The following is a 20,774-nucleotide window of genomic DNA, read 5'->3' on the forward strand; positions in this document are numbered from 1 at the left end:
TCATTCGTCTCCCGTCAGCGGATAGCTGGTATCACTCGTGCCGAGGCGCACATTATTGCGCTGCACATACTGCGCCCATTCCGTCAGCAATTCGTCGAGCTTGGCCGGATGGCGGCTGGCAACATCATGCTGTTCGCCCGGATCCTGTTGCAGATCGTACAGTGCCCAGCGGCCGTGGCTACGCCCCTGGTACTGGTAGACGATTTTCCAGTGCCCCTTGCGCAATGCCTGCCGCCCCATCAGCTCGGTGGCCCATACATAATCGGGATTGTGCACGGCGGCACGGCCTTGCAGATAGGGCAGCATCGACATGCCCTGCATGGGTAATACCGTGTGGCCCTGCCACAGCAGGCCCGGATGCCGTGCACCCGCCAGTTCGAGCAGGGTGGGCATCACGTCCATGGCGGTCAGCAGTTGCGTGCTGCGCCCTGCGGGAATGCTGGCGGGAAAGCGGATGAAGGAAGCCGAGCGCACCCCGCCCTCATAGGTGTAAGCCTTGAAATAGCGGAAAGGCTGGGCGCTGACCTGGCCCCAGGCCGGTCCCTGGAAGGCAAAGGAATCGGGACGGCCGATATTCTCCAGCCGGTTGTCAAAATTGGCCGGTATCCAGCTTTTGTTCCCGGCATCGGCGGCCCAGTCATTGCCTTCCGGGCCGTTGTCGGACACAAAGAGGATGACGGTCTGCTCAAACTGGCCGCGCTGCTTCAGATACGCCACCAGCCGGCCCACTTCGGCATCCAGCGCACTCAGCATGGCGGCATAGGCTTCCATATCGCGGGCGGAACGGGCCTGCTCGGCCGGGCTGAGGCTGGCCCAGGGCCGGACGCCGGGCGGCATGGGTACAGGCTTAAGCTGCGGACCGATCAGCCCCAGCCGCTGCATGCGGGCAATGCGCTGGCGGGCGACTTCCTCGTAGCCGGCGGCATAGCGGCCACGATATTGCTGCAAGAAGCGGTCGGGCGCCTGCAAGGGCAGATGCGGTGCGGTGTAAGCCAGATAGGCGAAGAAAGGCTGGCCATCGGCAGGCTGCTGATCCAGATAGCTGATCAGCTTGTCGGTAAAGAATGTGCTGGAGTAGAAATCGGCGGGCAAGGCAACAATGCGGCCATCTTCGCGATAGGTCGGCGCTGGCGTGCCAGCCACGATCTGTTGCGGGGCCGACTGGTTGAAATGCGCCGCTCCGCCATTCATCAGGGCAAAGGAGCGTTCGAAGCCGCGGCTCTCCGGCCGTTGACCATCCGCCATGCCCAGATGCCACTTGCCACTCAGATAAGTGTGATAGCCGGCCTCGCGCAGCAGCTGCGGCAGCGCCACCACCCGGCTGGCCAGATAACCTTCGTAACCGGCCTGCCCCAGCTGATGCGGCGTCAGCGTGGGCGTCATCATCTCGGCCATATTGCCAACGCCAGCCAGATGATTGTCCATGCCGGATAGCAGCATGGCGCGGGTGGGTGAACAGGTGGGTGCCACCAGCATGCTGGACAGCAGCCGGCCTTCACGCAGCAAGGCATCGAGGTGGGGGGTGTCGATTTCGCCCCCCATGGCACCCAGATCGGAATAGCCCATGTCGTCCACCACCAGCAGCACGATATTGGGCCGTGCTGCCGGCCCGGCGGCCTGCACCGCCGTGGCCAGCCAGAGAAGCGCGCTGCCAAGTGCCAGTCTGCTGTGCCGCATGTCCATCCTCCCGGGCAGGCTGGCGTCGCAGCTGCCCTCAGTCTTGTGTCAGGGGAGGGCCATCTTGCGCCAAAAGCAGGCGGCGCAATGCTGCCATAGCGGCCAGCACTGCCAGTTTCTGGGTGTTGATCAGACGGATATAGCGGCGAAATGGCGGAAATCTGCCAACCACTTCGCTGGCGGCGAAGGGTTCTATCTCCACGCGCCAGCCTGCGGCATCGCCCAGCAGTTCGCAGCGTTTGAAATCCAGCGGCATCAGCGCGGTGTGCAGGTCGGCATCCTGCACCAGCCGCTGCCGCAAGACGGCCAGTTCCTCGGCATCACCACGCAGCAGACGACAGGCAATGCCGCTACGCCGCCAGCTGCCACGATGGTTGAAAGCCAGCCGGCATGGCCGGGCCGGGCCGGCTAGCGGCAGCTGCAGGCTGAAGCGACAGCTGACGGTATGCAGCAGCAGCTGGCTGTCCACCACTTCGCTCACCAGCACGCTCCAGTTGCTGCCGGGCAGTGCATAGCGGCGGCAGCCCCCCTCCTCGCCCAGATAATCCAGGCCGCTCAGGTCGCGCTGCAGCCGTGCCAGGGTCTCCCCCGGCCGGTAGCCCTTGGGCAGCCGGGGGCGCAGGGCAAAATCAAGCGCTCGTTGCCACACGCTTCAGCTCCTCGTCGATGAGCGAGGCATGGCCCCCCACCTTGCCGAACTCGGCCGTGAGAATGTCCTCCAGCGCCACGGCACGGAAGGGATGCACTTTCTGTACCAGCACCGTCCACAGCAGCGCATACAGCGCGGTCAGGCCCAGCATGATGCCGAAAGGCAGGTAGATGTCACGCGGATGCATGCCGGGCGGGGTGATGTACCAGATGGCGATCAGAATGCCCACCGAGGAGATGATCTGCGGCAGCGGAAACCACGGCGAGCGATAGGCGCGGGGAAAGTCCGGCCGGGTGAAGCGCAAGCGCGCCACCGCCAGGTTCACCAGCAGATAAGCCACACCCCAGGCACAGACGGCCGCCAGCACCAGCGGCATGATGCGGTCCAGATCCCCCTGGATCAGCCAGGCATGGCTACAGGGAATGATCACTGCCACCAGGATGCCCAGCAGCGGGGTCTTGAAACGCGGGTGCAGGTAGGTGAAAGCCTTGGGCAGCGCGCCATCGATGGCCATGCCGTACAGGATGCGTGGCAGCGCGGCAATGAGGGTGTTGATGGTGGCGGCCCCGGCAAACAGCAGGCCGATGCCCAGCCAGATCTTGCCGAACGGCCCCATCACCTGCTCGGCAAAGGCCGGGATGGCCATCGGCGTATCCAGCAGATGCGGGCCGGCAGGATTTTTCGGGTCCATCGCCACATTGGCCACCTGGTGCACCATGGCCGCACCATAAACGGCCATGGTCACGGCCACGCCGGTCAGGCCCAGCCGGGCGGCACGCGGAATGTTGCGGCCGGCATTTTTCAGCTCCGGTGCCAGCGGGGTGACCAGTTCGAAGCCGACAAACATGAACATGGCCATGCCGATCAGGCTGAGCACACCGCTGGGGTCGGACAGATCCAGCGGACTGCCAAACCAGCCCTGCAACGACACCGCCGGTGCCTTGATCAGACCAATGACGCCGAACACGGTCAGCGTGGCCCACATCACGAAGGTGAGGATGATTTCCGCCTTGCCGAAAATGGTGATGCCCAGGGCATTGAGAATGCCGAACAGCACTACCAGCCCCACCCCCACCATCCACGAACTACCGCTGTGTTCCAGCATGGTGTTGAGGTGTTCAAAGTTCACCAGCGCCATGATGCCGGACAGGATGGTTTCAGCCGTACCGGCAAACACATGCACCAGCAGATAGGCGGAAATGGTGCCGGTAATCGCCCAGAAGCGCCCCAGACCTGCGGAAATATAATCGTAGACGGCGCCCGAGGTGGGCAGCATGGACGCCGCCTCGGCAAAGGTGGTGGCCTGCGCCTGCATCATGATGAAGGCAATCAGCATGGCCAGGGCAAAGGTACTGCCGGCCATGCCAAAACCGCTGGTCACGGTCAGGATGACCGGGCTGGCCATCACCACGCCGACCGAACTGGCCAGCGCCACCGGAAAGCCCACCACCCCTTGCTGCAGGTGCTGGGTCAGTTTCTTCTCTATCGACATCTGGTTTCTCCTCCTGAAGATACGCTAACGATGGGAGAGCCGGCAGGGCAGCGGGCGGCTGGCCCGTCTGTGGCGCACCACTGCGGTCTTTCCCATGCAAAAACCGGAAATCCTTGTTGTTATGGATGACTTCCGGCACTGTCCTGGCTGGCTGGGCCCGGTGCTGCCGCTTGCTGCTGTGCAAACAGGGCGCAGGCCAGTTCGGTACGATTGGATACGGCAAACTTGCGAAACAGGTGCAGCAAATGGGTCTTGACCGTGGCCAGACCGATGTCCAGCGCACGGGCCATGCTCTTGTTGCAGGCACCGGCACACAGCAGGCGGGCAATCTCGGCCTCGCGCCCGGTCAGTGGCACCGGCGTGCGCGACGGGTAGCCTGACTGCAGGCAGGGCTCCAGCGCCATATCCAGCAGGCTGTAAACCTGCTGCAGCAACTGCAGCTCCTCGGCGGCAAAACCATGCATGCGCCCCTGGCGCAGCAAGGAGATACCAGCCACCACCCTCCCGCCACGACGCAGCAGGATTTCCACCACGTCCACCACCCGGCTGCTGGCCAGGAAAGGGGCGTAGCGCGAGGCCGGCTGCATTGGCGCGGCCAGCACCTCGCGCAAGGCCACCACATTGCGTGGCTGCACTGCCAGCCGCGCCGGATGCAAGGGGTCATGCTGCATGTAACGGCTGACATAGCGCTGGTGCACCGCATCCGGCATGCTGCGCAGCAAAAAGTCGTGCGGCTGTTGCTGCCGGTTGACCCGATAAAAGGCACAGGCGCTCAAGGGCAGCAAATCGTGCAGCACGTCCAGGCTGCGTTGCAACTGCTGTTCCGCTGCGGCGGAGGCGACAAGGGTGTGCATGGCAAGGCCCCATCAGCAGGCAGAGGGCGCCGCGACAGGCGCACCCCCTGCCATCAGACAACTCAGGCGGCGTCGAAACCGGCGGCCAGCGCTGCCACGATGGCATCGCACTCGGCCTGACCGATCACCAGCGGCGGCGACAGGATGATCTTGGTGCCCACCGGGCGCACCAGCACGCCGTTTTCGCGGGCGATCTCCGCCACCTTGTTGGCATAACCGCCCATCGGGTCGATCGGCTCGCGGGTGTGTTTGTCCTGCACCAGGTCCAGCGCAATCATCAGGCCCTTGCCACGCACCTCGCCCACCGCCGCGTATTTGTCGGCAAACGGCTTGAGCTGGCCCAGCAGGTATTCACCCTGGGCGGCCGCCTGGGCCGGCAGGTTTTCCTCGCGCACGATCTTGAGGTTGGCAATGGCGGCGGCGCAGGCCACCGGGTGGCCGGCATAGGTGTAGCCATGCATCACCACCCCACCGAAGTCCTGGTTTTGGGCAAAGGCATCGGCAATACGCTGATTGACCACGGTGGCACCCAAAGGCACATAGCCGGAGGAAATGCCCTTGGCCAGACACATGATGTCCGGCTTCACCCCCCACAGCCGGCTGCCGAACATGGAGCCGGAGCGGCCAAAGCCGGTGACGATTTCATCGGCAATCAGCAGCACACCGTACTTGTCACACACGGCGCGGATCAGCGGCCAGTAGCTGGCCGGCGGCACGATCACGCCACCGGCACCCTGGATGGGCTCGGCAATGAAGGCGGCCACGGTATCCGGGCTCTGGAACTGGATTTCCCGCTCCAGCATCTGCGCGCACATCTGCGCCAGTTCTTCCGGATCATCGGTAAACGGGTTGCGGTACAGCCACGGCGTTTCCACATGGAAGCAACCCGGCAGCAAGGGTTCGTAATTGCGGCGGAACACGGTATTGCCGTTAACCGAGGCACCACCAAAATGCACGCCGTGATAGCCCTGCTTGAGCGAGATGAACTTGGTGCGGTCCGGCTGGCCACAGACGCGCCAGTACTGGCGGGCCAGCTTGAGCGCGGTTTCCACCGCATCCGAACCACCGGAACTGAAGCTGACGCGCGCCATGTCCTCTTGCTTCAGCATGTCGATGATGGTGGCGGACAGCTCTTCGGCGCGCGGGTGGGAGATGCCGTCAAACAGCTGGAAATATTCCAGCTCATCCAGCTGGGACACGATGGCCTGCTTGATTTCCGGGCGGTTGTGGCCGACGTTGACATTCCACAGCCCGGCCACGCCATCCACCAGCTTGCGGCCCTGGTCATCAAATACATGGCAGCCTTCGCCACGCACGATGCGGATGGGCTCGCGCCGCTGCATTTCATTGGGGTGCAGCATGGGGTGCCAGAAACGGGACTTGTCGTAAGACATGGGTTACTCCTTTGCAGACAAATATGCGACCGGTGACGGCCAACAAAACCTCGCAAAACCCCGGGTCATCAGGGGGCTTGTCAGTGACTCAGTAGGCGATGCACACCGACTTGGTCTCGGTAAAATTCTCCACCGCGCCGCGGCCAAACTCGCGGCCGATGCCGGATTGCTTGAAGCCGCCAAACGGCAGGCTGGGGTCGAGCGGAATATGGCTGTTGACCCACACCGTGCCTGCCTGGATTTGCGGCACGATGTGCATGGCGGCCGACAGATCGTTGGTCCACAAGCTGGCAGCCAGGCCATAGCGCGAGTCATTGGCCATGGCGATGGCTTCGTCGATGCTGTCGAAAGGCAGCGCCACCAGCACCGGGCCGAATACCTCTTCCTGCACGATGGTGCTGTGCTGCGCCGCATTGATCATGATGGTGGGCTTGACAAAGTAACCGGGCAGATCGGCCGCGCCGCCACCGGCCAGAATGCTGGCGCCTTCGCTACGACCCGCCTCGATCAGCCGGCATACCGACTGCTGCTGCCGTGCCGACACCAGCGGATTGACCTGGGCGTTCAGGTCTAGCCCGCTGCCCAGCGTCATGCTGTTGGCGGCGGCAGCCAGCCCTTCGACCACCTGGTGGAATTTGCTGCGATGGATGTACAGGCGCGAAGCCGCGGCACACACCTGGCCCTGATTGAGAAAGCCGCCCATCAGTGCACCCTGGATGGCTTTGTCGACATCGATGTCGCCCAGCATGATCATCGGATTCTTGCCGCCCAGTTCCAGCGAGAAACGGGTCATGTTGTCGATGGCGGCATGGCCGACGGTCTTGCCGATTTCAGTGGAGCCGGTAAAGGAAATCTTGCTGATCAGCGGGTGCGCCGCCAGCGCCTGGCCGGCGCGGGAACCACGCCCGGTCAGCACATTCACCACGCCGGGCGGAATGCCGGCTTCCAGCGCCAGCTCACCCAGGCGCAGGGCGGTGAGCGGGGTTTCGGTGGAAGGCTTCAGCACCACGGTACAACCGGCGGCCAGCGCCGGTACCATCTTCCAGATGGCAATCATCAGCGGGAAATTCCACGGCACGATGCCGGCCACCACGCCGATGGGCTCGCGGCGGGTGTAGGCGGTATAGCGGCTGCCCGGCGGTACCGGAATCGACACATCCATGGTTTCGCCGCCCAGCTTGGTGGCCCAGCCCGCCATATAGCGGACAAACTCGATGGCCGCGCCCACTTCGATGGCACGCGAAATATGGATGGACTTGCCCTGGTTCAGCGTTTCCAGCTGGGCCAGTTCCTCGGCATGCACCTCCAGCACATCGGCCAGCTTGAGCAAAATGCGTTCGCGGTCGGCCGGCCGCAGACCGGACCATACCCCGGAGCGAAAGGCACGATGGGCACTTTGCACCACCGCATCAACGTCTTGCTCGTTGCCATCGGCCACGCTGGCAATCACCTGTCCGGTGGCCGGATTGCGCACCTCGCTGCGCTGGCCGGACAAGGCGGCCACTGCACGACCGTCGATCAACAGGCCATGTTCCTTCTGCACGAATGCCGTGACTTGCGGCAGCACGGCCACCAGGTTTTGATCCATCACGCTTAACTCCTCAGTAGATGTGCCAGTCGCAGCGGCCAGACCCGCGCTTGCGGCAATATGTTCTGATCCCCCTGGCGCTGCCCTAGCAGGCGGCCGGTAAGGGGGCCTTGTTGCAGGTCAATATACGCGGCACTTTTTCGCCGGCTTATCCCAAATCGGCAAAGCCTGCAGCTGCGTCGGCCAAAAGACAGGCCGGGTGGACGAGCCGGAAAAACCACGGCCATGTTGCAAGGATGAAACAGCCAGCAGCGCGCCACAGCCCTTGCCAGGCAAGGCTTGCGCCCAGCGTCTGCCAACGGCTGCCCAGCCCAATTAGATAACATGTTAAGTATTTTTTGCAGCCAGAAGACAAATCGCTGAAGATACGAAGGCAGGCCGGATATGCTTTAAGCTGTCCGGCATGCCACACCGGCAGGAGCGACACCAAGATGCCGCCCGCCATGTCCGCCCAACGGTCAGCCATCACCCAAAACGCCAAAAGAGAAATAAAGTGGCCGGGCCTGCCCTGCCGCCAGAGAGACAACGCATCAGGAGGTCCACCATGCTGGCCGAAATCCGTCATTTCAACGACGCGCAGCACCATGCCGCCCATCTGCGCAGCTGGCAACAGGTTTACGACCAGATCAGCAGCGGCCGCTTTTGCAGCTCGCTATCGCGGCTGAACACCGGCCAGCTGGAAGTGTTTCGCGAAGTGCTCAACCAGCGTGTGGTGCAATATGGCCGGGCACCGGCCGACATGGTGCACTTTGCCATTCCCATCCACGCCCCGCTGCCGCTCACCCTGCAAGGCCGCTCGGTAGGCAGCCATGCCATCACCGCCTTGCGCAGCAATGAAGAATTCATCATGCATGTGCCACCGGAGGTGGACTCCATCCAGTTGTCGGTGCGCAATGAAGACCTGGCCGCGCTGGCGCCGGAGTTCTACCAGCAGCTATCCGGCCAACGCCATTGGCAGCCGGTGATACAAGTGCGGCCGGAGCAGCTGGCCAGCACCCGCAGCACCTTGCTGGGCGTGTTCGAACAGGCACTGGAAAACCCCGACCTGCTGGAATTTGCCGGCAGCCAGAAACTGGTGCAGCACCAGTTGATCAGCCTGCTGCTGGACATGCTGCACGACAGTGTGCCGGAGCAGCGGCTGAACCTGACCTATGCCACCCACAGCGATATTGTCCGGCGCAGCCAGGCCATCGTGATGGATTGCAGCGACGAACCGGTCACCGTGCTCGACCTGTGCCAGCAATTGCGCGTGAGCCGGCGTACCCTGCAAAACAGTTTCCAGCTGATTGCCAACACCACGCCGGTGGACTACCTGCGTTCGATCCGGCTCAATGCGGTACGGCGCATGCTGCTGTCGCCCGCACACGCTGCCCGCGGCATACGTGAAGCGGCAGCCTACTGGGGCTTTTACCATCTGGGGCATTTCGCCCGCGATTACCGCAAGCTGTTTTGCGAGCTGCCGTCGGACACCCGCAGCCGCGGCTTGTTGCAATAGCCGGGCATCAGCTGTTGCGGCGGCGGTAGTCACTGGGCTTGAGCCCGGTTTCACGCAGGAAGAAACGCGAGAAATACGCCGGATCCTTGAAGCCGAGGTGATAGGCAATCTCGTTGACCGAACTGGCAGAAAAAATCAGCAGCCGCCGGGCTTCCTGCAGCAGGCGGTCGTGAATCAGCCGCTTGGACGGCAGGTCGGCCATGCGCCGGCAAATATCGTTCAGCCGCGACTCGGTCACCCCCATGGCCTCGCCATAGCGCCATAGCGACCAGTGCTCGCGGTAATGAGCCTCGATCAGCGCATTGAAGCGATGGAAGATCTGCAGGTCTTCGCGGCGAAAATGCGCGGTAGGCCCGGCATGCTGTGACAGTCGCAAGGCAGCGACCAGAATCAGCTGGGTCAGACCCTGCATGGCCGCTTCCCTTCCCCGCCCCTCCCCCATGAACTCCTCGCTTAACAGCCCCAGCAGCAAGGGCAGGCGCCGGGCTGCCGGCTCATCCTGCAGCTCGACACAGGCCGGCTGCATCAGCCACGGCTCCAGCTGCGGCGCCGGCAGGGTGTGCAAAAGCTGGCGCACCAGTTCCTGCCTGACCGTCAGCACAAAACCTTCGGCATCCGCCTCGGTAATGAAGGCATGCGGCACGGTGGGCGGGGTAAAAAAGAACAGCGGTGCCTGCGCCAGGTATTGCTGCTCCTCCAGATACAGGCGGATCTGCCCGCTGGCCAGATAGTGCAGCTGAAAGAAACGGTCATGCCGATGCACCGGCATATTGCGGCCAAAGAATTCCGCCAGTTTGCCAAAGGCTTCGATATTGATGTCCGACTCGCCATAGCGGCTGTCATACACCTTGCCGATGTTGATATTGGGTATTGGTGTAGGTCTGTTCTGCGCCATGGCCGCTCCTGTGCATCGCTGTGCTGAAAATACTACAGCCCGCCGGCAATGTCAGCTTTTGTACAGCCACCTTTTTCCGTCGGCAAAGCCGTCATTTTCAAATCCATTATTTTCATAGACTTAGCATGATTTTTCTCCATCAGCCTGCACAAAACCGGCAGCCACCAGCAGCTGAAACTCCATGAAAAGTACAGTTAATAGTACAGAAAGTACTGCCCCACTGCCGGCATAGTGGCAGTCGGCCCGCTGGCTGGCCGGATGGCTGCGTTGACAAATCCTTTGCCCCAACCGTATAAAGTTAACATATTAAATAAATGGCCAGCCCCGCTGTCCACCACCACCACAAGGAAGAGACCGATGAAGCAAGGCCGCATCGTGCTGAACCAGCAAGCCCGCCAGGTAACACCACTGGCCGATGGCAAGTTGCTGCTGGACAACGGCAATCCACTGGCGGACAGCCCGCAATGGCTGGCCCCCGTCACCGGCACCGTCTATGGCGTGGCGCTCAACCACCGCAGCCTGCTGGAGCAGCTGGAAGCCGAATTCCAGCAGCCTCCCTACCAGAAAGCCCCGGCCACGCCGGTGCTGTTCATCAAGCCGCGCAATACCCACGCCGGCCACGGCAGCACCATTGCCCTGCCGACACAAGCTGGCAAGGTGTTTGCCGGTGGCGCGCTGGGCGTGGTGATTGGCAAGACGGCTAGCAAGCTGACTGAACAACAGGCACTGGATGTGGTGGCTGGCTACACGATAGTGAATGAAATCAGCCTGGAAGAAAGCAGCTTCTACCGCCCGGCCGTCAAGGCCAAATGTCGTGACGGCTTCTGCCCGATGGGGCCGTGGCTGGTGGATGCTGCCGCCCTCGACCCGCTGAACGTGGAAATCCGCAGCTACCTGAACGGTGAGCTGGCCGAAACCAACCACAGCCGCGACTGGCTGCGCTCCGTGCCGCAGCTTATTGCCGCCCTCAGCCAGTTCATGACCTTGCAGCCGGGCGACCTGATCATCCCCGCCACCCCGCTGCGCCAGCTGGAAATCCGCCCCGGCGACACCGTAGCCGTGGAGATAGCCGGCATTGGCCGCCTGGAAAACCGTTTGATCGCCGAGGAAAGCGCCCAATGAAACATGCCCGCATCCGCCTGCCCGGTGAGGCAGACATCCACGCCGTGCTGGTAAATGACGACCATTCGGTACAGCTGGCCGATGGCCGCCGCCTGGCGGAAGACGCCGTCGAATGGCTGCCACCAGCCGAAGGCACGGTATTCGCACTGGGGCTGAACTATGCCGACCACGCCGCCGAACTGGCCTTCAAGGCCCCGACCGAGCCGCTGGTTTTCCTCAAGTCACCGGCCACGCTCACCGGCCACCGGCAGGTATCGGTACGGCCGGACAACATCACGTACATGCATTACGAATGCGAGCTGGTGGTGATCATCGGCAAAACCGCCAAGAACGTCAGCCGCGCAGAGGCCATGGACTACGTGGCCGGCTACAGCGTGTGCAATGACTACGCAGTGCGCGACTACCTGGAAAACTACTACCGGCCGAATCTGCGGGTGAAAAACCGCGACACCCTCACCCCTATCGGCCCGTGGTGGGTAGACCGTGACGACGTGGCCAACCCGGCTGCACTCACCCTGCGTACCTGGGTGAATGGCGAGCTGCGCCAACAGGGCAACACCCGCGACATGGTGTTCGACATTCCCTTCCTCATCGAATACCTCAGCAGCTTCATGACCCTGTCCCCCGGCGACATGATCGCCACCGGCACGCCGGAAGGGCTGGCCGATGTGGTGCCGGGCGATGAAGTGATTGTCGAGGTGGAAGGGGTGGGCCGTCTGGTGAACCACATTGTCAGCGAAGCGCAATTCGCAGCCCGCCAGGCACAAACCGTCTGAAACATTATCCGGCGCGGCCCGGTAGACGGCGCGCCTGCACAGGAGAACACAAGATGATCAAGCACTGGATCAATGGCCGCGAGGTCGAGAGCAAGCAAGTCTTTGAAACCGTCAATCCGGCCACCGGCGAAGTGATTACCGAAGTCGCCTCTGGCGGTGCCGACGAAATCAACGCCGCCGTGGCCGCCGCCAAGGAAGCCTTTCCCAAGTGGGCGGGCACCCCGGCCAAGGAGCGCGCCAAAATCATGCGTCGTCTGGGCGAGCTGATCGACCAGAACGTGCCGATGCTGGCCGAGCTGGAAACACTGGACACCGGCCTGCCCATCCACCAGACCAAAAACGTGCTGATTCCGCGCGCCTCGCACAACTTCGACTTCTTCGCCGAAGTGTGTACCCGCATGAACGGCCACAGCTATCCGGTGGACGACAGCATGCTCAATTACACGCTGTATCAGCCGGTAGGTGTGTGTGGCCTGGTGTCGCCGTGGAATGTCCCGTTCATGACCGCCACCTGGAAAACCGCGCCCTGCCTGGCGCTGGGCAATACCGCGGTGTTGAAGATGTCCGAGCTGTCGCCGCTCACGGCCAACGAGCTGGGTCGTCTGGCGCTGGAAGCCGGTGTGCCGCCCGGCGTGTTCAACGTGGTACAGGGCTATGGCGCCACCGCAGGGGATGCGCTGGTGCGCCACCCGGACGTACGCGCCGTGTCCTTTACCGGCGGTACCGCCACCGGCCAGCGCATCATGCAGAATGCCGGGCTGAAGAAGTTTTCCATGGAGCTGGGCGGCAAGTCGCCGGTGCTGATTTTTGCCGATGCCGATCTGGACCGTGCACTGGATGCCGCGCTGTTCACCATCTTCTCGCTCAATGGCGAACGCTGCACCGCCGGCAGCCGCATCTTCATCCAGCGCCCGGTGTACAACAAGTTTGTCGAGGAATTCGCCGCCCGCGCCAAGCGCCTGAAGGTTGGTGATCCGCAAGACCCGACCACCCAGGTCGGCTCAATGATCACCCCGCAACACTACGACAAGGTCACCGGTTACATCCGCATCGGCATGGAAGAAGGTGCCCGGCTGGTGGCTGGCGGTCTGGAACGCCCGGCTGACCTGCCCGCCCATCTGGCGCGTGGCAACTTCATCCAGCCCACGGTGTTTGCCGACGTGGACAACCGCATGCGCATTGCCCAGGAAGAAATCTTCGGCCCGGTGGTATGCCTGATGCCGTTTGACGACGAAGCTGACGCGCTGCGCCTGGCCAATGATGTGGAATACGGCCTGGCGTCCTATATCTGGACCCAGGACATCGGCAAGGCCCACCGTCTGGCGCGTGGCATCGAGGCGGGCATGGTGTTCATCAACAGCCAGAACGTGCGCGACCTGCGCCAACCGTTTGGTGGCGTGAAGGCCTCCGGCACCGGGCGCGAAGGTGGCGAGTACAGCTTCGAGGTGTTTGCCGAAATCAAGAACGTCTGCATCTCGATGGGTAGCCACCATATTCCGCGCTGGGGCGTATAAACAGCAGCACAACAGCGCTGGAGGCAGGACAGGCTGACGCAGAGCAGCCGTCCTGCAGGCACAACACACAGCAGCCCCACCGCCCTCACGACTACACAGGAGACACACCATGGGACAACTCGCCCTGGCGGCCAAGATCACGCACGTGCCGTCGATGTATTTATCCGAACTGCCCGGCCAGCATCAGGGCTGCCGTCAGGCCGCCATCGATGGCCACAAGGAAATCGGCCGCCGCTGCCGTGAACTGGGGGTGGACACCATCGTGGTGTTCGACACCCACTGGCTGGTGAATTCCGGCTACCACGTCAATTGCGCCCCGGCGTTTGAAGGGGTCTACACCTCCAACGAACTGCCGCACTTCATCAAGAACCTGCCCTACGCCTACCCTGGCAATCCGGCGCTGGGCCAGTTGCTGGCCGATGCCGCCACCAAGGCCGGCGTGCATACCCGCGCCCATGATGCCACTACGCTGGCGCTGGAATACGGCACGCTGGTGCCGATGCGCTATATGAATCCCGACCAGCATTTCAAGGTGGTGTCGGTGTCCGCCATGTGCACGGTACACAGTCTGGCCGACAGCGCCCGCCTGGGCATGGCCATGCGCCAGGCGGTGGAAGAACAGTACGAGGGCAAGGTGGCGTTTCTGGCCAGCGGTTCGCTATCGCACCGCTTTGCCCAGAACGGCGTGGCCGAGCAATACCTGCACAAGGTATGGAGCCCCTTCCTGGAAAGCTTCGACCACGATGTGGTGGCCATGTGGCAGCGCGGCGACTGGAAAACCTTCTGCGCCATGCTGCCGGAGTATGCGGAAAAGTGCCATGGCGAAGGCTTCATGCACGACACCGCCATGCTGCTGGGCGCGCTGGGCTGGGACGAATACCAGGGCAAGGCCGAGGTGATCACGCCTTACTTTGGCAGCTCCGGCACCGGCCAGATCAACGTGGTACTGCCGGTCTGATCCAGCCATCCCGCACGGCCAGCCCTGCCCCGGCAGGCTGGCTGTTTTTCCCCGGAGGATTCCATGCCGCACTTTATCGTCGAATGTACCGACAACATCCGCGAGCAGGCCGACCTGCCCGGTCTGTTCGAAAAAGCCCATGCCTACCTGATTGGCACCGGTCTGTATCCGGTGGCAGGCATCCGCAGCCGCGCCATCTGGCTGGACACCTGGCGCATGGCCGATGGCGAAGCCGACTACGCCTTTGTCCACATGAGCCTGAAAATCGGCCATGGCCGCACTTTTGAAGAACGCGAGCGCACCGCCCAGGGCCTGTTTGCACTGATCAAGGAACACTTCGCCCCCTTGTTTGATGCCCGCTATCTGGCACTGACCTTCGAACTGAGCGAACTGGACGCCAAGCTCAGCTACAAGCACAACAATGTGCATCAGCGCTTCAGATAGGCAGCCTGTTTCATGCAAGCAGTACGCAATCCACAGCAACAGGCCCGGCTGATCGTGCTGCTCGGTGTGCTGGTGGCTTTCGGCCCCTTGTCCATCGACATGTACCTGCCTGCCCTGCCCAGCATCGCGGGAGACCTGGCCGCGCCGGTGGCGCGCATCCAGCTGACCATCGGCGGCTTTCTGGCCGGTTTCTGTGGCGGCATGCTGCTGTACGGCCCGCTGTCCGACCGCTATGGCCGCCGCCCGGTATTGCTGACCGGCCTCAGCCTGTATCTGGCCGCCAGCCTGGCTTGCGCTGCGGCGCAAAGCGCAGAACAGCTGATCGCCCTGCGCGTGCTGCAAGCCATGGGCGGCGGGGCGGCCACGGTGATGGCCCGCGCCATCGTGCGCGATGCCTTTCCGCTGAGCGAGGCCAGCCATGTGCTGACGCTGATGCAGCAGATCACCATGATCGCTCCCTTGCTGGCACCGCTACTGGGTGGCTGGCTATTGCTGCTGGCCGGCTGGCGCAGCCTGTTTTTGCTGCTGGCGCTGATTGGCGCGGCATCGCTGGCCGTGGTGGCGCTGCGCCTACCGGAAAGCCATCCGCCCAGTGGCCGTAACGACATCACGCTGGCCAAGGCTTTCCGCGCTTATGGCCACCTGCTGCTGGACCTGCCCACCATGGGCTACAGCATGGCGCTGGGCCTGAGTTTTGGCGCGATGTTCGCCTATATCACCGGCTCGCCCTTTGTTTACATCCAGTACTTTGGCGTGGCACCCCAGCATTACGGCTATCTGTTCGGGTTGAATATCGTCGCCATCGTGCTGTTCAGCCTGCTCAACCGCCGCCTGCTGCCCAGCTTTGGCATCGACACCCTGTTGCAATGGCAATGCGGCGTGGTGGCGCTGGCCGGGCTGGCACTGTGGCTGCTGGGCGGGCACAGCCTGTGGCTGACTGTGCTGCCCTTGCTGTTCAGCGTGGGCATGACCGGCAGCATCGGCCCCAATGCCATGGCGCGGCTGCTGCAACTGCACGCCGACCGTGCCGGTGCGGTGATGGCGCTGGCGGTATCCGGCCAGTTTGGCTGCGGCATGCTGGCCAGTGCGCTGGTGGCCAGCCTGTTTGACGGCAGCCCGCGTGCCATGTGTCTGCTGGTGATGGCCTGCGGCGTGTCCGCCTGGCTGAGTCTGCAATTGATCCGTTTTTCCCGGAAAGCCTCATGAACACTCTTTCTCACTCCTCCCTGCTGCGTGAACAGGCTTATATCAATGGCCAGTGGCTATCCGGCGCACAACAGTTTGCCGTGCATAACCCGGCCAGCGGCGCACTGCTGGCCCAGGTGGCCGATCTGGGCGCAGCAGAAACCCGTGCCGCCATTGCCGCCGCCCATGCCGCCCTGCCGGCCTGGCAAAAGCTGACAGCCAAACAGCGTGCCGCCATGCTGCAGCGCTGGCATGCGCTGATCCTGCAACACCAGCAGGAACTGGCCGATCTGATCAGCCAGGAACAAGGCAAACCGCCAGCCGAAAGCATGGGCGAAATCGCCTACGGTGCCAGTTATATCGAGTGGTTTGCCGAGGAAGGCAAACGGGTGTATGGCGAGGTGATTCCCTGCCCCTTTGCCGACAAGCGCCTGGTCACCCTCCGTCAGGGTGTGGGTGTGGTGGCCGCCATCACACCGTGGAATTTCCCGCACGCCATGATTACCCGCAAGGTAGCCCCGGCGCTGGCGGCAGGCTGCACGGTGGTGCTGAAACCGGCCGCCGAAACGCCCTTGTCCGCACTGGCACTGGCGGCGCTGGCCGAGCAGGCTGGCCTGCCACCCGGTGTATTCAATGTGGTGACCGGCACCGATGCCGTGACTATCGGCGCTGAACTGACCAGCAGCCCGCTGGTGCGCGCGCTCAGCTTCACCGGCTCCACTGCCGTGGGCAAATTGCTGATGCGCCAATGCGCCGACACAGTGAAAAAGCTGGGGCTGGAGCTGGGCGGCAACGCCCCCTTCATCGTGTTTGACGATGCCGATCTGGATGCCGCCGTGCAGGGCGCGCTGTTTGCCAAATTCCGCAACAGCGGCCAGACCTGTGTCTGCGCCAACCGCCTGCTGGTGCAGGACGGCATCTACCGCGCCTTTGCCGAGAAACTCGCCAGCGCGGTCGCCGCGCTGCAGGTTGGCCCGGCCAGCGAAGCCGGCATGCAGCAAGGCCCGCTGATCAGCCAGGCCGCGGTGGCCAAGGTGCAGCGCCACATAGCCAACGCGGTCAGCCTGGGGGCAACGGTACTCACTGGCGGCGCAGCGCATGCACGCGGCGGCAATTTCTTTCAGCCCACGGTCCTGGCCGATGTCACCGAACAGATGCTGGTGGCGCAGGAAGAAACCTTCGGCCCGCTGGCTCCGCTTATCCGCTTTCACGACGAGGCCGACGCCATCCGTCTGGCCAATAACGGCGAATCCGGCCTGGCCGCCTACTTCTACAGCCGCGATATCGGCCGCTGCTGGCGCGTGGCAGAAGCCATCGAGGCGGGCATGGTCGGCATCAACGAAGGCGCCATTTCCACCGAAGTGGCGCCGTTTGGCGGCATCAAGCAATCCGGGCTGGGCCGCGAAGGCGGACGTGCCGGGCTGGAAGAATTCATCGAAACCAAATACCTGTGCTTTGGCGGCATCGCCAACTGAGGAGACCACATGCTGACGCAAGACATCATCCAGGACACCGCCCGCCGCCTGCATCAGGCCGAGCAGCAAGGTGAGCAGATCCGCCAGATTTCACTGGACTACCCGGACATCACCATCGAGGACGCCTATGCCATCCAGCGCTGCTGGGTGGAGATGAAGCTGGCCGAAGGCCGGACGATCAAGGGCCACAAGATCGGTCTGACCTCGCGCGCCATGCAGATGTCCTCGCAAATCAACGAGCCGGACTACGGCACGCTGCTGGACGACATGTTCTTCCAGGATGGCAGTGACATCCCTACCAGCCGCTTCATCGTGCCACGGGTGGAAGTGGAGCTGGCCTTCATTCTGGGCAAGGAGCTGAAAGGCCCGGACATCACCCTGTTTGATGTCTATCAGGCCACCGATTTTGTCATTCCGGCACTGGAAATCATCGATGCGCGCAGCCAGTCCATCGACCCGGCCTCCGGACGGCCGCGCAAGGTGTTCGACACCATTTCCGACAATGCCGCCAATGCCGGGGTGGTGATGGGCGGCCGCCCGGTGAAGCCTTCCGAGCTGGACCTGCGCTGGGTCTCCGCGCTGATGTACCGCAACGGGGTGATCGAGGAATCCGGCGTGGCCGCAGCAGTGCTGAACCATCCGGCCAATGGCGTGGCCTGGCTGGCCAACAAGCTGGCGCCGTTTGATGTCAGCCTCCAGCCCGGTCAGGTGATTCTGGGCGGCTCCTTCACCCGCCCGGTGCCGGCGCGTGCTGGCGATACCTTCCATGTGGACTATGGCCCGCTGGGTGCCATCAGCTGCCGCTTTGTTTAAACCCGCTAACAAAACCCCCGCTCCAGCGACGCTTCGCCACTGTTAAGGAGAATCTCATGCAAAACCCACCCAACCGCTTCAAGGCGGCGCTGAAAAACGGCGAAGTACAAATCGGCCTGTGGCTGAGCCTGGCCAGCCCCTATAGCGCCGAGCTGCTGGCCGGCGCCGGTTTCGACTGGCTGTTGATCGACGGCGAACACGCGCCCAATGAACTGAATGACATGCTGGGCCAGTTGCAGGCCATCGCCCCCTATCCCAGCCAGCCGGTGGTACGGCCGGTATGGAACGACCCGGTACGCATCAAGCAGATTCTGGATATCGGCGCGCAAACCCTGCTGCTGCCCATGGTGCAGACTGCCGAGGAAGCCGCACTGGCGGTAGCCGCCACCCGTTACCCGCCGCATGGCATTCGCGGCGTGGGCAGCGCCATTGCCCGCGCCTCGCGCTGGAACCGCATCGAGGGCTACCTCAAGCAGGCCGAACAAGAGCTGTGTGTGCTGGTGCAGATCGAAACCCGCCAGGGCCTTGATAATCTGGATGCCATTGCCGCCACCCCCGGCGTGGATGGTGTGTTTATCGGCCCGGCGGATTTGTCTGCCGACATGGGCTATCTCGGCCAGCCTGCCCACCCGGAAGTGCAAGCCGCCATCGAACAGGCCATTGCCCGCATCCGCGCCCAGGGCAAGGCGGCCGGCATCCTGATGGCTGACGAGAAACTGGCCCGTCACTACATTGAGCTTGGCGCGCAGTTTGTCGCCGTGGGCGTGGACAGCACGGTACTGGCACGCAGTGCCGAAGCATTGGCAGGTCGCTTCAAGAGCGGCGGCCAGCAGGCCGGCGCCAGTGGGGTGTACTGACCCCACACCGGACGGCCCAGCAGGTCGTCCGCTGACGCTGCCTGCAGCGACCCAATAATTAACATATTCAATTAACAACCACCGAAAGGACCGCACCGCCACATAACACAACGCAGCAAGGCAACAAGGTGATCTGCCAGCAAGAGCAGGCACCACGACAAAGGACAACACGCCGGAACGCTCCCGGCACGATAAAGAGGAGATGTGCATGAGTCTGGACAAAACCACGACCTGCCAAACCGCGCCCGCCATTGCAGAGCAGGCGCTTGATCATGATACGCAACAAGAACAGCGGGTGATCCGCAAAGTCTCCGGACGCCTGATCTGGTTTCTGTTCATCCTGTTTGTATTTTCCTTTCTGGACCGCATCAATATCGGCTTTGCCGGCCTCACCATGGCCAAAAGCCTGAACCTGACGGCCACCATGTTCGGCTTTGCCGCCACCGTTTTCTACATCACCTATGTGCTGTGCGGCATTCCCAGCAACATCATGCTCAGCCGCATTGGCGCGCGGCGCTGGATGGCCGGCATCATGGTGGCCTGGGGCTTTGCCTCCACCGCCACCATGTTTGCCCATGACGCCACCAGCCTGTACATCCTGCGCGCACTGGTGGGGATTACCGAAGCGGGCTTTCTGCCCGGCATGCTGGTCTACCTCACGCTATGGTTTCCGCGTGTCTATCGCGCCCGCGCCAATGCCCTGTTCATGATTGCCATGCCGGTGACGGCCGCGCTGGGTTCGGTGGTATCCGGCTATCTGCTGGAAATGGACGGCATCTGGCAACTGGCGGGCTGGCAATGGCTGTTTCTGGTGGAGGGCCTGCCTTCAGCCGTGCTGGGCGTGGTGGTGTGGTTCTATCTGGACGACTCCCCCGCCAAGGCAAAATGGCTCAGCCCGGAAGAAAAGCGCTGCCTGCAAAACATGCTGGACGCCGAGGCACACCAGCCGGCCCAGCAACATTCCGGCGTGCTGCACGAGCTGCTGCAACCGACGGTGCTGAAATTCGCCTTCGCCTATTTCTGCCTGGTCAATACCCTGAGCATGGTGAATATCTGGGTGCCGCAAATCGTCAAAAGCTTCAATGCCGGCAGCAGCAATGTCACCATCGGCATCCTGGCCGCCATTCCGCAGCTGGGTACCATTTTGCTGATGCTGTGGTGGGGTGCGCGTTCCGACCGCACCCAGGAGCGCAGATGGCACACCGTGCTGCCCATGCTGTTTGCCGCCGCCGGCTGGCTGCTCACCGCCTATGCCGGTGACCCGGTAGTACGGCTGGCTGGCATCGTGATGGCCTCGGCCGGCTCCTTTACCGCCATGACCATATTCTGGACCACGCCCGACACCACCCTGTCCAACAAGGCCAAGGCGGTGGGCATTGCCCTGATCAACGCCACCGGCAATATCGGTTCGGCCCTCAGCTCCTTTGTGGTGGGCTGGCTGAAAGACATGTCGCACAGCTTCACCAGCGGCCTGTTGTATGCGGTAGCCGCCTTGCTGATCGGTGCCCTGGTGTTTCTGCTGATTCCGCTGCAAAAGCCGGCACGCAACTAAAACATTAACCCTTCCCTACCTGCACGGTGTCCGG

General features: G+C 62.9%; 19 protein-coding genes. 11 read left to right on the forward strand and 8 right to left on the reverse strand.

Annotated elements, in window-relative coordinates:
• The 7 genes from DFR38_RS07500 to DFR38_RS07530 form a co-directional block, all read right to left on the reverse strand.
• Entirely contained in the window at positions 1-1,677 is a 1,677-nt protein-coding gene (locus tag DFR38_RS07500; RefSeq protein WP_059285055.1) for an arylsulfatase, read from the reverse strand.
• 37 nt (positions 1,678-1,714) lie between these two features.
• Positions 1,715-2,326: a DUF3156 family protein gene (locus DFR38_RS07505; protein ID WP_059285033.1), complete on the reverse strand. Its 612-nt coding sequence runs from the start codon at positions 2,324-2,326 to the stop codon at positions 1,715-1,717.
• Positions 2,307-3,818, reverse strand: coding sequence for an APC family permease (locus DFR38_RS07510; protein ID WP_110313224.1), 1,512 nt, complete (start codon positions 3,816-3,818; stop codon positions 2,307-2,309). Before DFR38_RS07510 ends, DFR38_RS07505 begins: the two co-directional genes overlap by 20 nt.
• A 119-nt stretch (positions 3,819-3,937) precedes the next feature.
• Positions 3,938-4,672 (reverse strand): helix-turn-helix transcriptional regulator, encoded by a 735-nt coding sequence (locus DFR38_RS07515; RefSeq protein ID WP_059285034.1) that lies wholly within the window; start codon positions 4,670-4,672, stop codon positions 3,938-3,940.
• 62 nt (positions 4,673-4,734) lie between these two features.
• Entirely contained in the window at positions 4,735-6,066 is a 1,332-nt protein-coding gene (locus DFR38_RS07520; RefSeq protein WP_059285035.1) for an aspartate aminotransferase family protein, read from the reverse strand.
• Positions 6,067-6,154: 88 nt separating this feature from the next.
• Complete coding sequence (locus DFR38_RS07525; protein ID WP_059285036.1) at positions 6,155-7,654, reverse strand: aldehyde dehydrogenase family protein; 1,500 nt, start codon at positions 7,652-7,654, stop codon at positions 6,155-6,157.
• A 148-nt stretch (positions 7,655-7,802) separates the two neighbouring features.
• Positions 7,803-8,240, reverse strand: a complete 438-nt coding sequence (locus tag DFR38_RS07530) for a hypothetical protein (RefSeq protein ID WP_146215945.1) — start codon at positions 8,238-8,240, stop codon at positions 7,803-7,805.
• Here DFR38_RS07530 and DFR38_RS07535 point away from each other — a divergent pair.
• Positions 8,199-9,149, forward strand: a complete 951-nt coding sequence (locus DFR38_RS07535; RefSeq protein WP_110313226.1) for a helix-turn-helix domain-containing protein — start codon at positions 8,199-8,201, stop codon at positions 9,147-9,149. The genes DFR38_RS07530 and DFR38_RS07535 overlap by 42 nt on opposite strands.
• 7 nt (positions 9,150-9,156) lie before the next feature.
• Here the strand turns inward: DFR38_RS07535 and hpaA are convergent, their stop codons facing one another.
• Positions 9,157-10,044: a 4-hydroxyphenylacetate catabolism regulatory protein HpaA gene (gene hpaA, locus DFR38_RS07540; protein WP_059285039.1), complete on the reverse strand. Its 888-nt coding sequence runs from the start codon at positions 10,042-10,044 to the stop codon at positions 9,157-9,159.
• A gap of 357 nt (positions 10,045-10,401) precedes the next feature.
• Between hpaA and DFR38_RS07545 the strand changes: the two genes are divergently transcribed.
• The 10 genes from DFR38_RS07545 (at position 10,402) to hpaX (ending at position 20,740) form a co-directional block, all read left to right on the forward strand.
• The gene (locus DFR38_RS07545; protein WP_082693304.1) at positions 10,402-11,166 is read left to right on the forward strand and encodes a fumarylacetoacetate hydrolase family protein; all 765 of its coding nucleotides are present in this window, start codon (positions 10,402-10,404) and stop codon (positions 11,164-11,166) included.
• The gene (locus tag DFR38_RS07550; RefSeq protein WP_059285040.1) at positions 11,163-11,942 is read left to right on the forward strand and encodes a fumarylacetoacetate hydrolase family protein; all 780 of its coding nucleotides are present in this window, start codon (positions 11,163-11,165) and stop codon (positions 11,940-11,942) included. Before DFR38_RS07545 ends, DFR38_RS07550 begins: the two co-directional genes overlap by 4 nt.
• A gap of 53 nt (positions 11,943-11,995) precedes the next feature.
• Positions 11,996-13,456 carry a 5-carboxymethyl-2-hydroxymuconate semialdehyde dehydrogenase gene (hpaE, locus tag DFR38_RS07555; RefSeq protein ID WP_059285041.1) on the forward strand — a complete coding sequence of 487 codons (1,461 nt, stop codon included), beginning with the start codon at positions 11,996-11,998 and terminating at the stop codon, positions 13,454-13,456.
• A 109-nt stretch (positions 13,457-13,565) separates the two neighbouring features.
• The gene (hpaD, locus tag DFR38_RS07560; protein WP_103522833.1) at positions 13,566-14,414 is read left to right on the forward strand and encodes a 3,4-dihydroxyphenylacetate 2,3-dioxygenase; all 849 of its coding nucleotides are present in this window, start codon (positions 13,566-13,568) and stop codon (positions 14,412-14,414) included.
• Between the two features lie 63 nt (positions 14,415-14,477).
• Positions 14,478-14,858 (forward strand): 5-carboxymethyl-2-hydroxymuconate Delta-isomerase, encoded by a 381-nt coding sequence (locus tag DFR38_RS07565; protein WP_059285042.1) that lies wholly within the window; start codon positions 14,478-14,480, stop codon positions 14,856-14,858.
• A gap of 12 nt (positions 14,859-14,870) precedes the next feature.
• Complete coding sequence (locus DFR38_RS07570; RefSeq protein WP_110313227.1) at positions 14,871-16,064, forward strand: Bcr/CflA family multidrug efflux MFS transporter; 1,194 nt, start codon at positions 14,871-14,873, stop codon at positions 16,062-16,064.
• Entirely contained in the window at positions 16,061-17,518 is a 1,458-nt protein-coding gene (locus DFR38_RS07575; RefSeq protein WP_059285044.1) for an NAD-dependent succinate-semialdehyde dehydrogenase, read from the forward strand. Before DFR38_RS07570 ends, DFR38_RS07575 begins: the two co-directional genes overlap by 4 nt.
• A gap of 9 nt (positions 17,519-17,527) precedes the next feature.
• Positions 17,528-18,331, forward strand: a complete 804-nt coding sequence (gene hpaH, locus DFR38_RS07580; RefSeq protein ID WP_059285045.1) for a 2-oxo-hept-4-ene-1,7-dioate hydratase — start codon at positions 17,528-17,530, stop codon at positions 18,329-18,331.
• A gap of 56 nt (positions 18,332-18,387) precedes the next feature.
• Positions 18,388-19,188: a 4-hydroxy-2-oxoheptanedioate aldolase gene (gene hpaI, locus DFR38_RS07585; protein ID WP_059285046.1), complete on the forward strand. Its 801-nt coding sequence runs from the start codon at positions 18,388-18,390 to the stop codon at positions 19,186-19,188.
• 208 nt (positions 19,189-19,396) lie between these two features.
• A complete protein-coding gene (hpaX, locus tag DFR38_RS07590; RefSeq protein ID WP_059285047.1) occupies positions 19,397-20,740 on the forward strand; it encodes a 4-hydroxyphenylacetate permease in 1,344 nt (447 codons plus the stop codon).
• The last annotated feature ends 34 nt before the right edge of the window (positions 20,741-20,774 follow it).

Origin of the sequence: Aquitalea magnusonii (genome assembly GCF_003202035.1) — a bacterium.
Classification (GTDB): domain Bacteria; phylum Pseudomonadota; class Gammaproteobacteria; order Burkholderiales; family Chromobacteriaceae; genus Aquitalea; species Aquitalea magnusonii.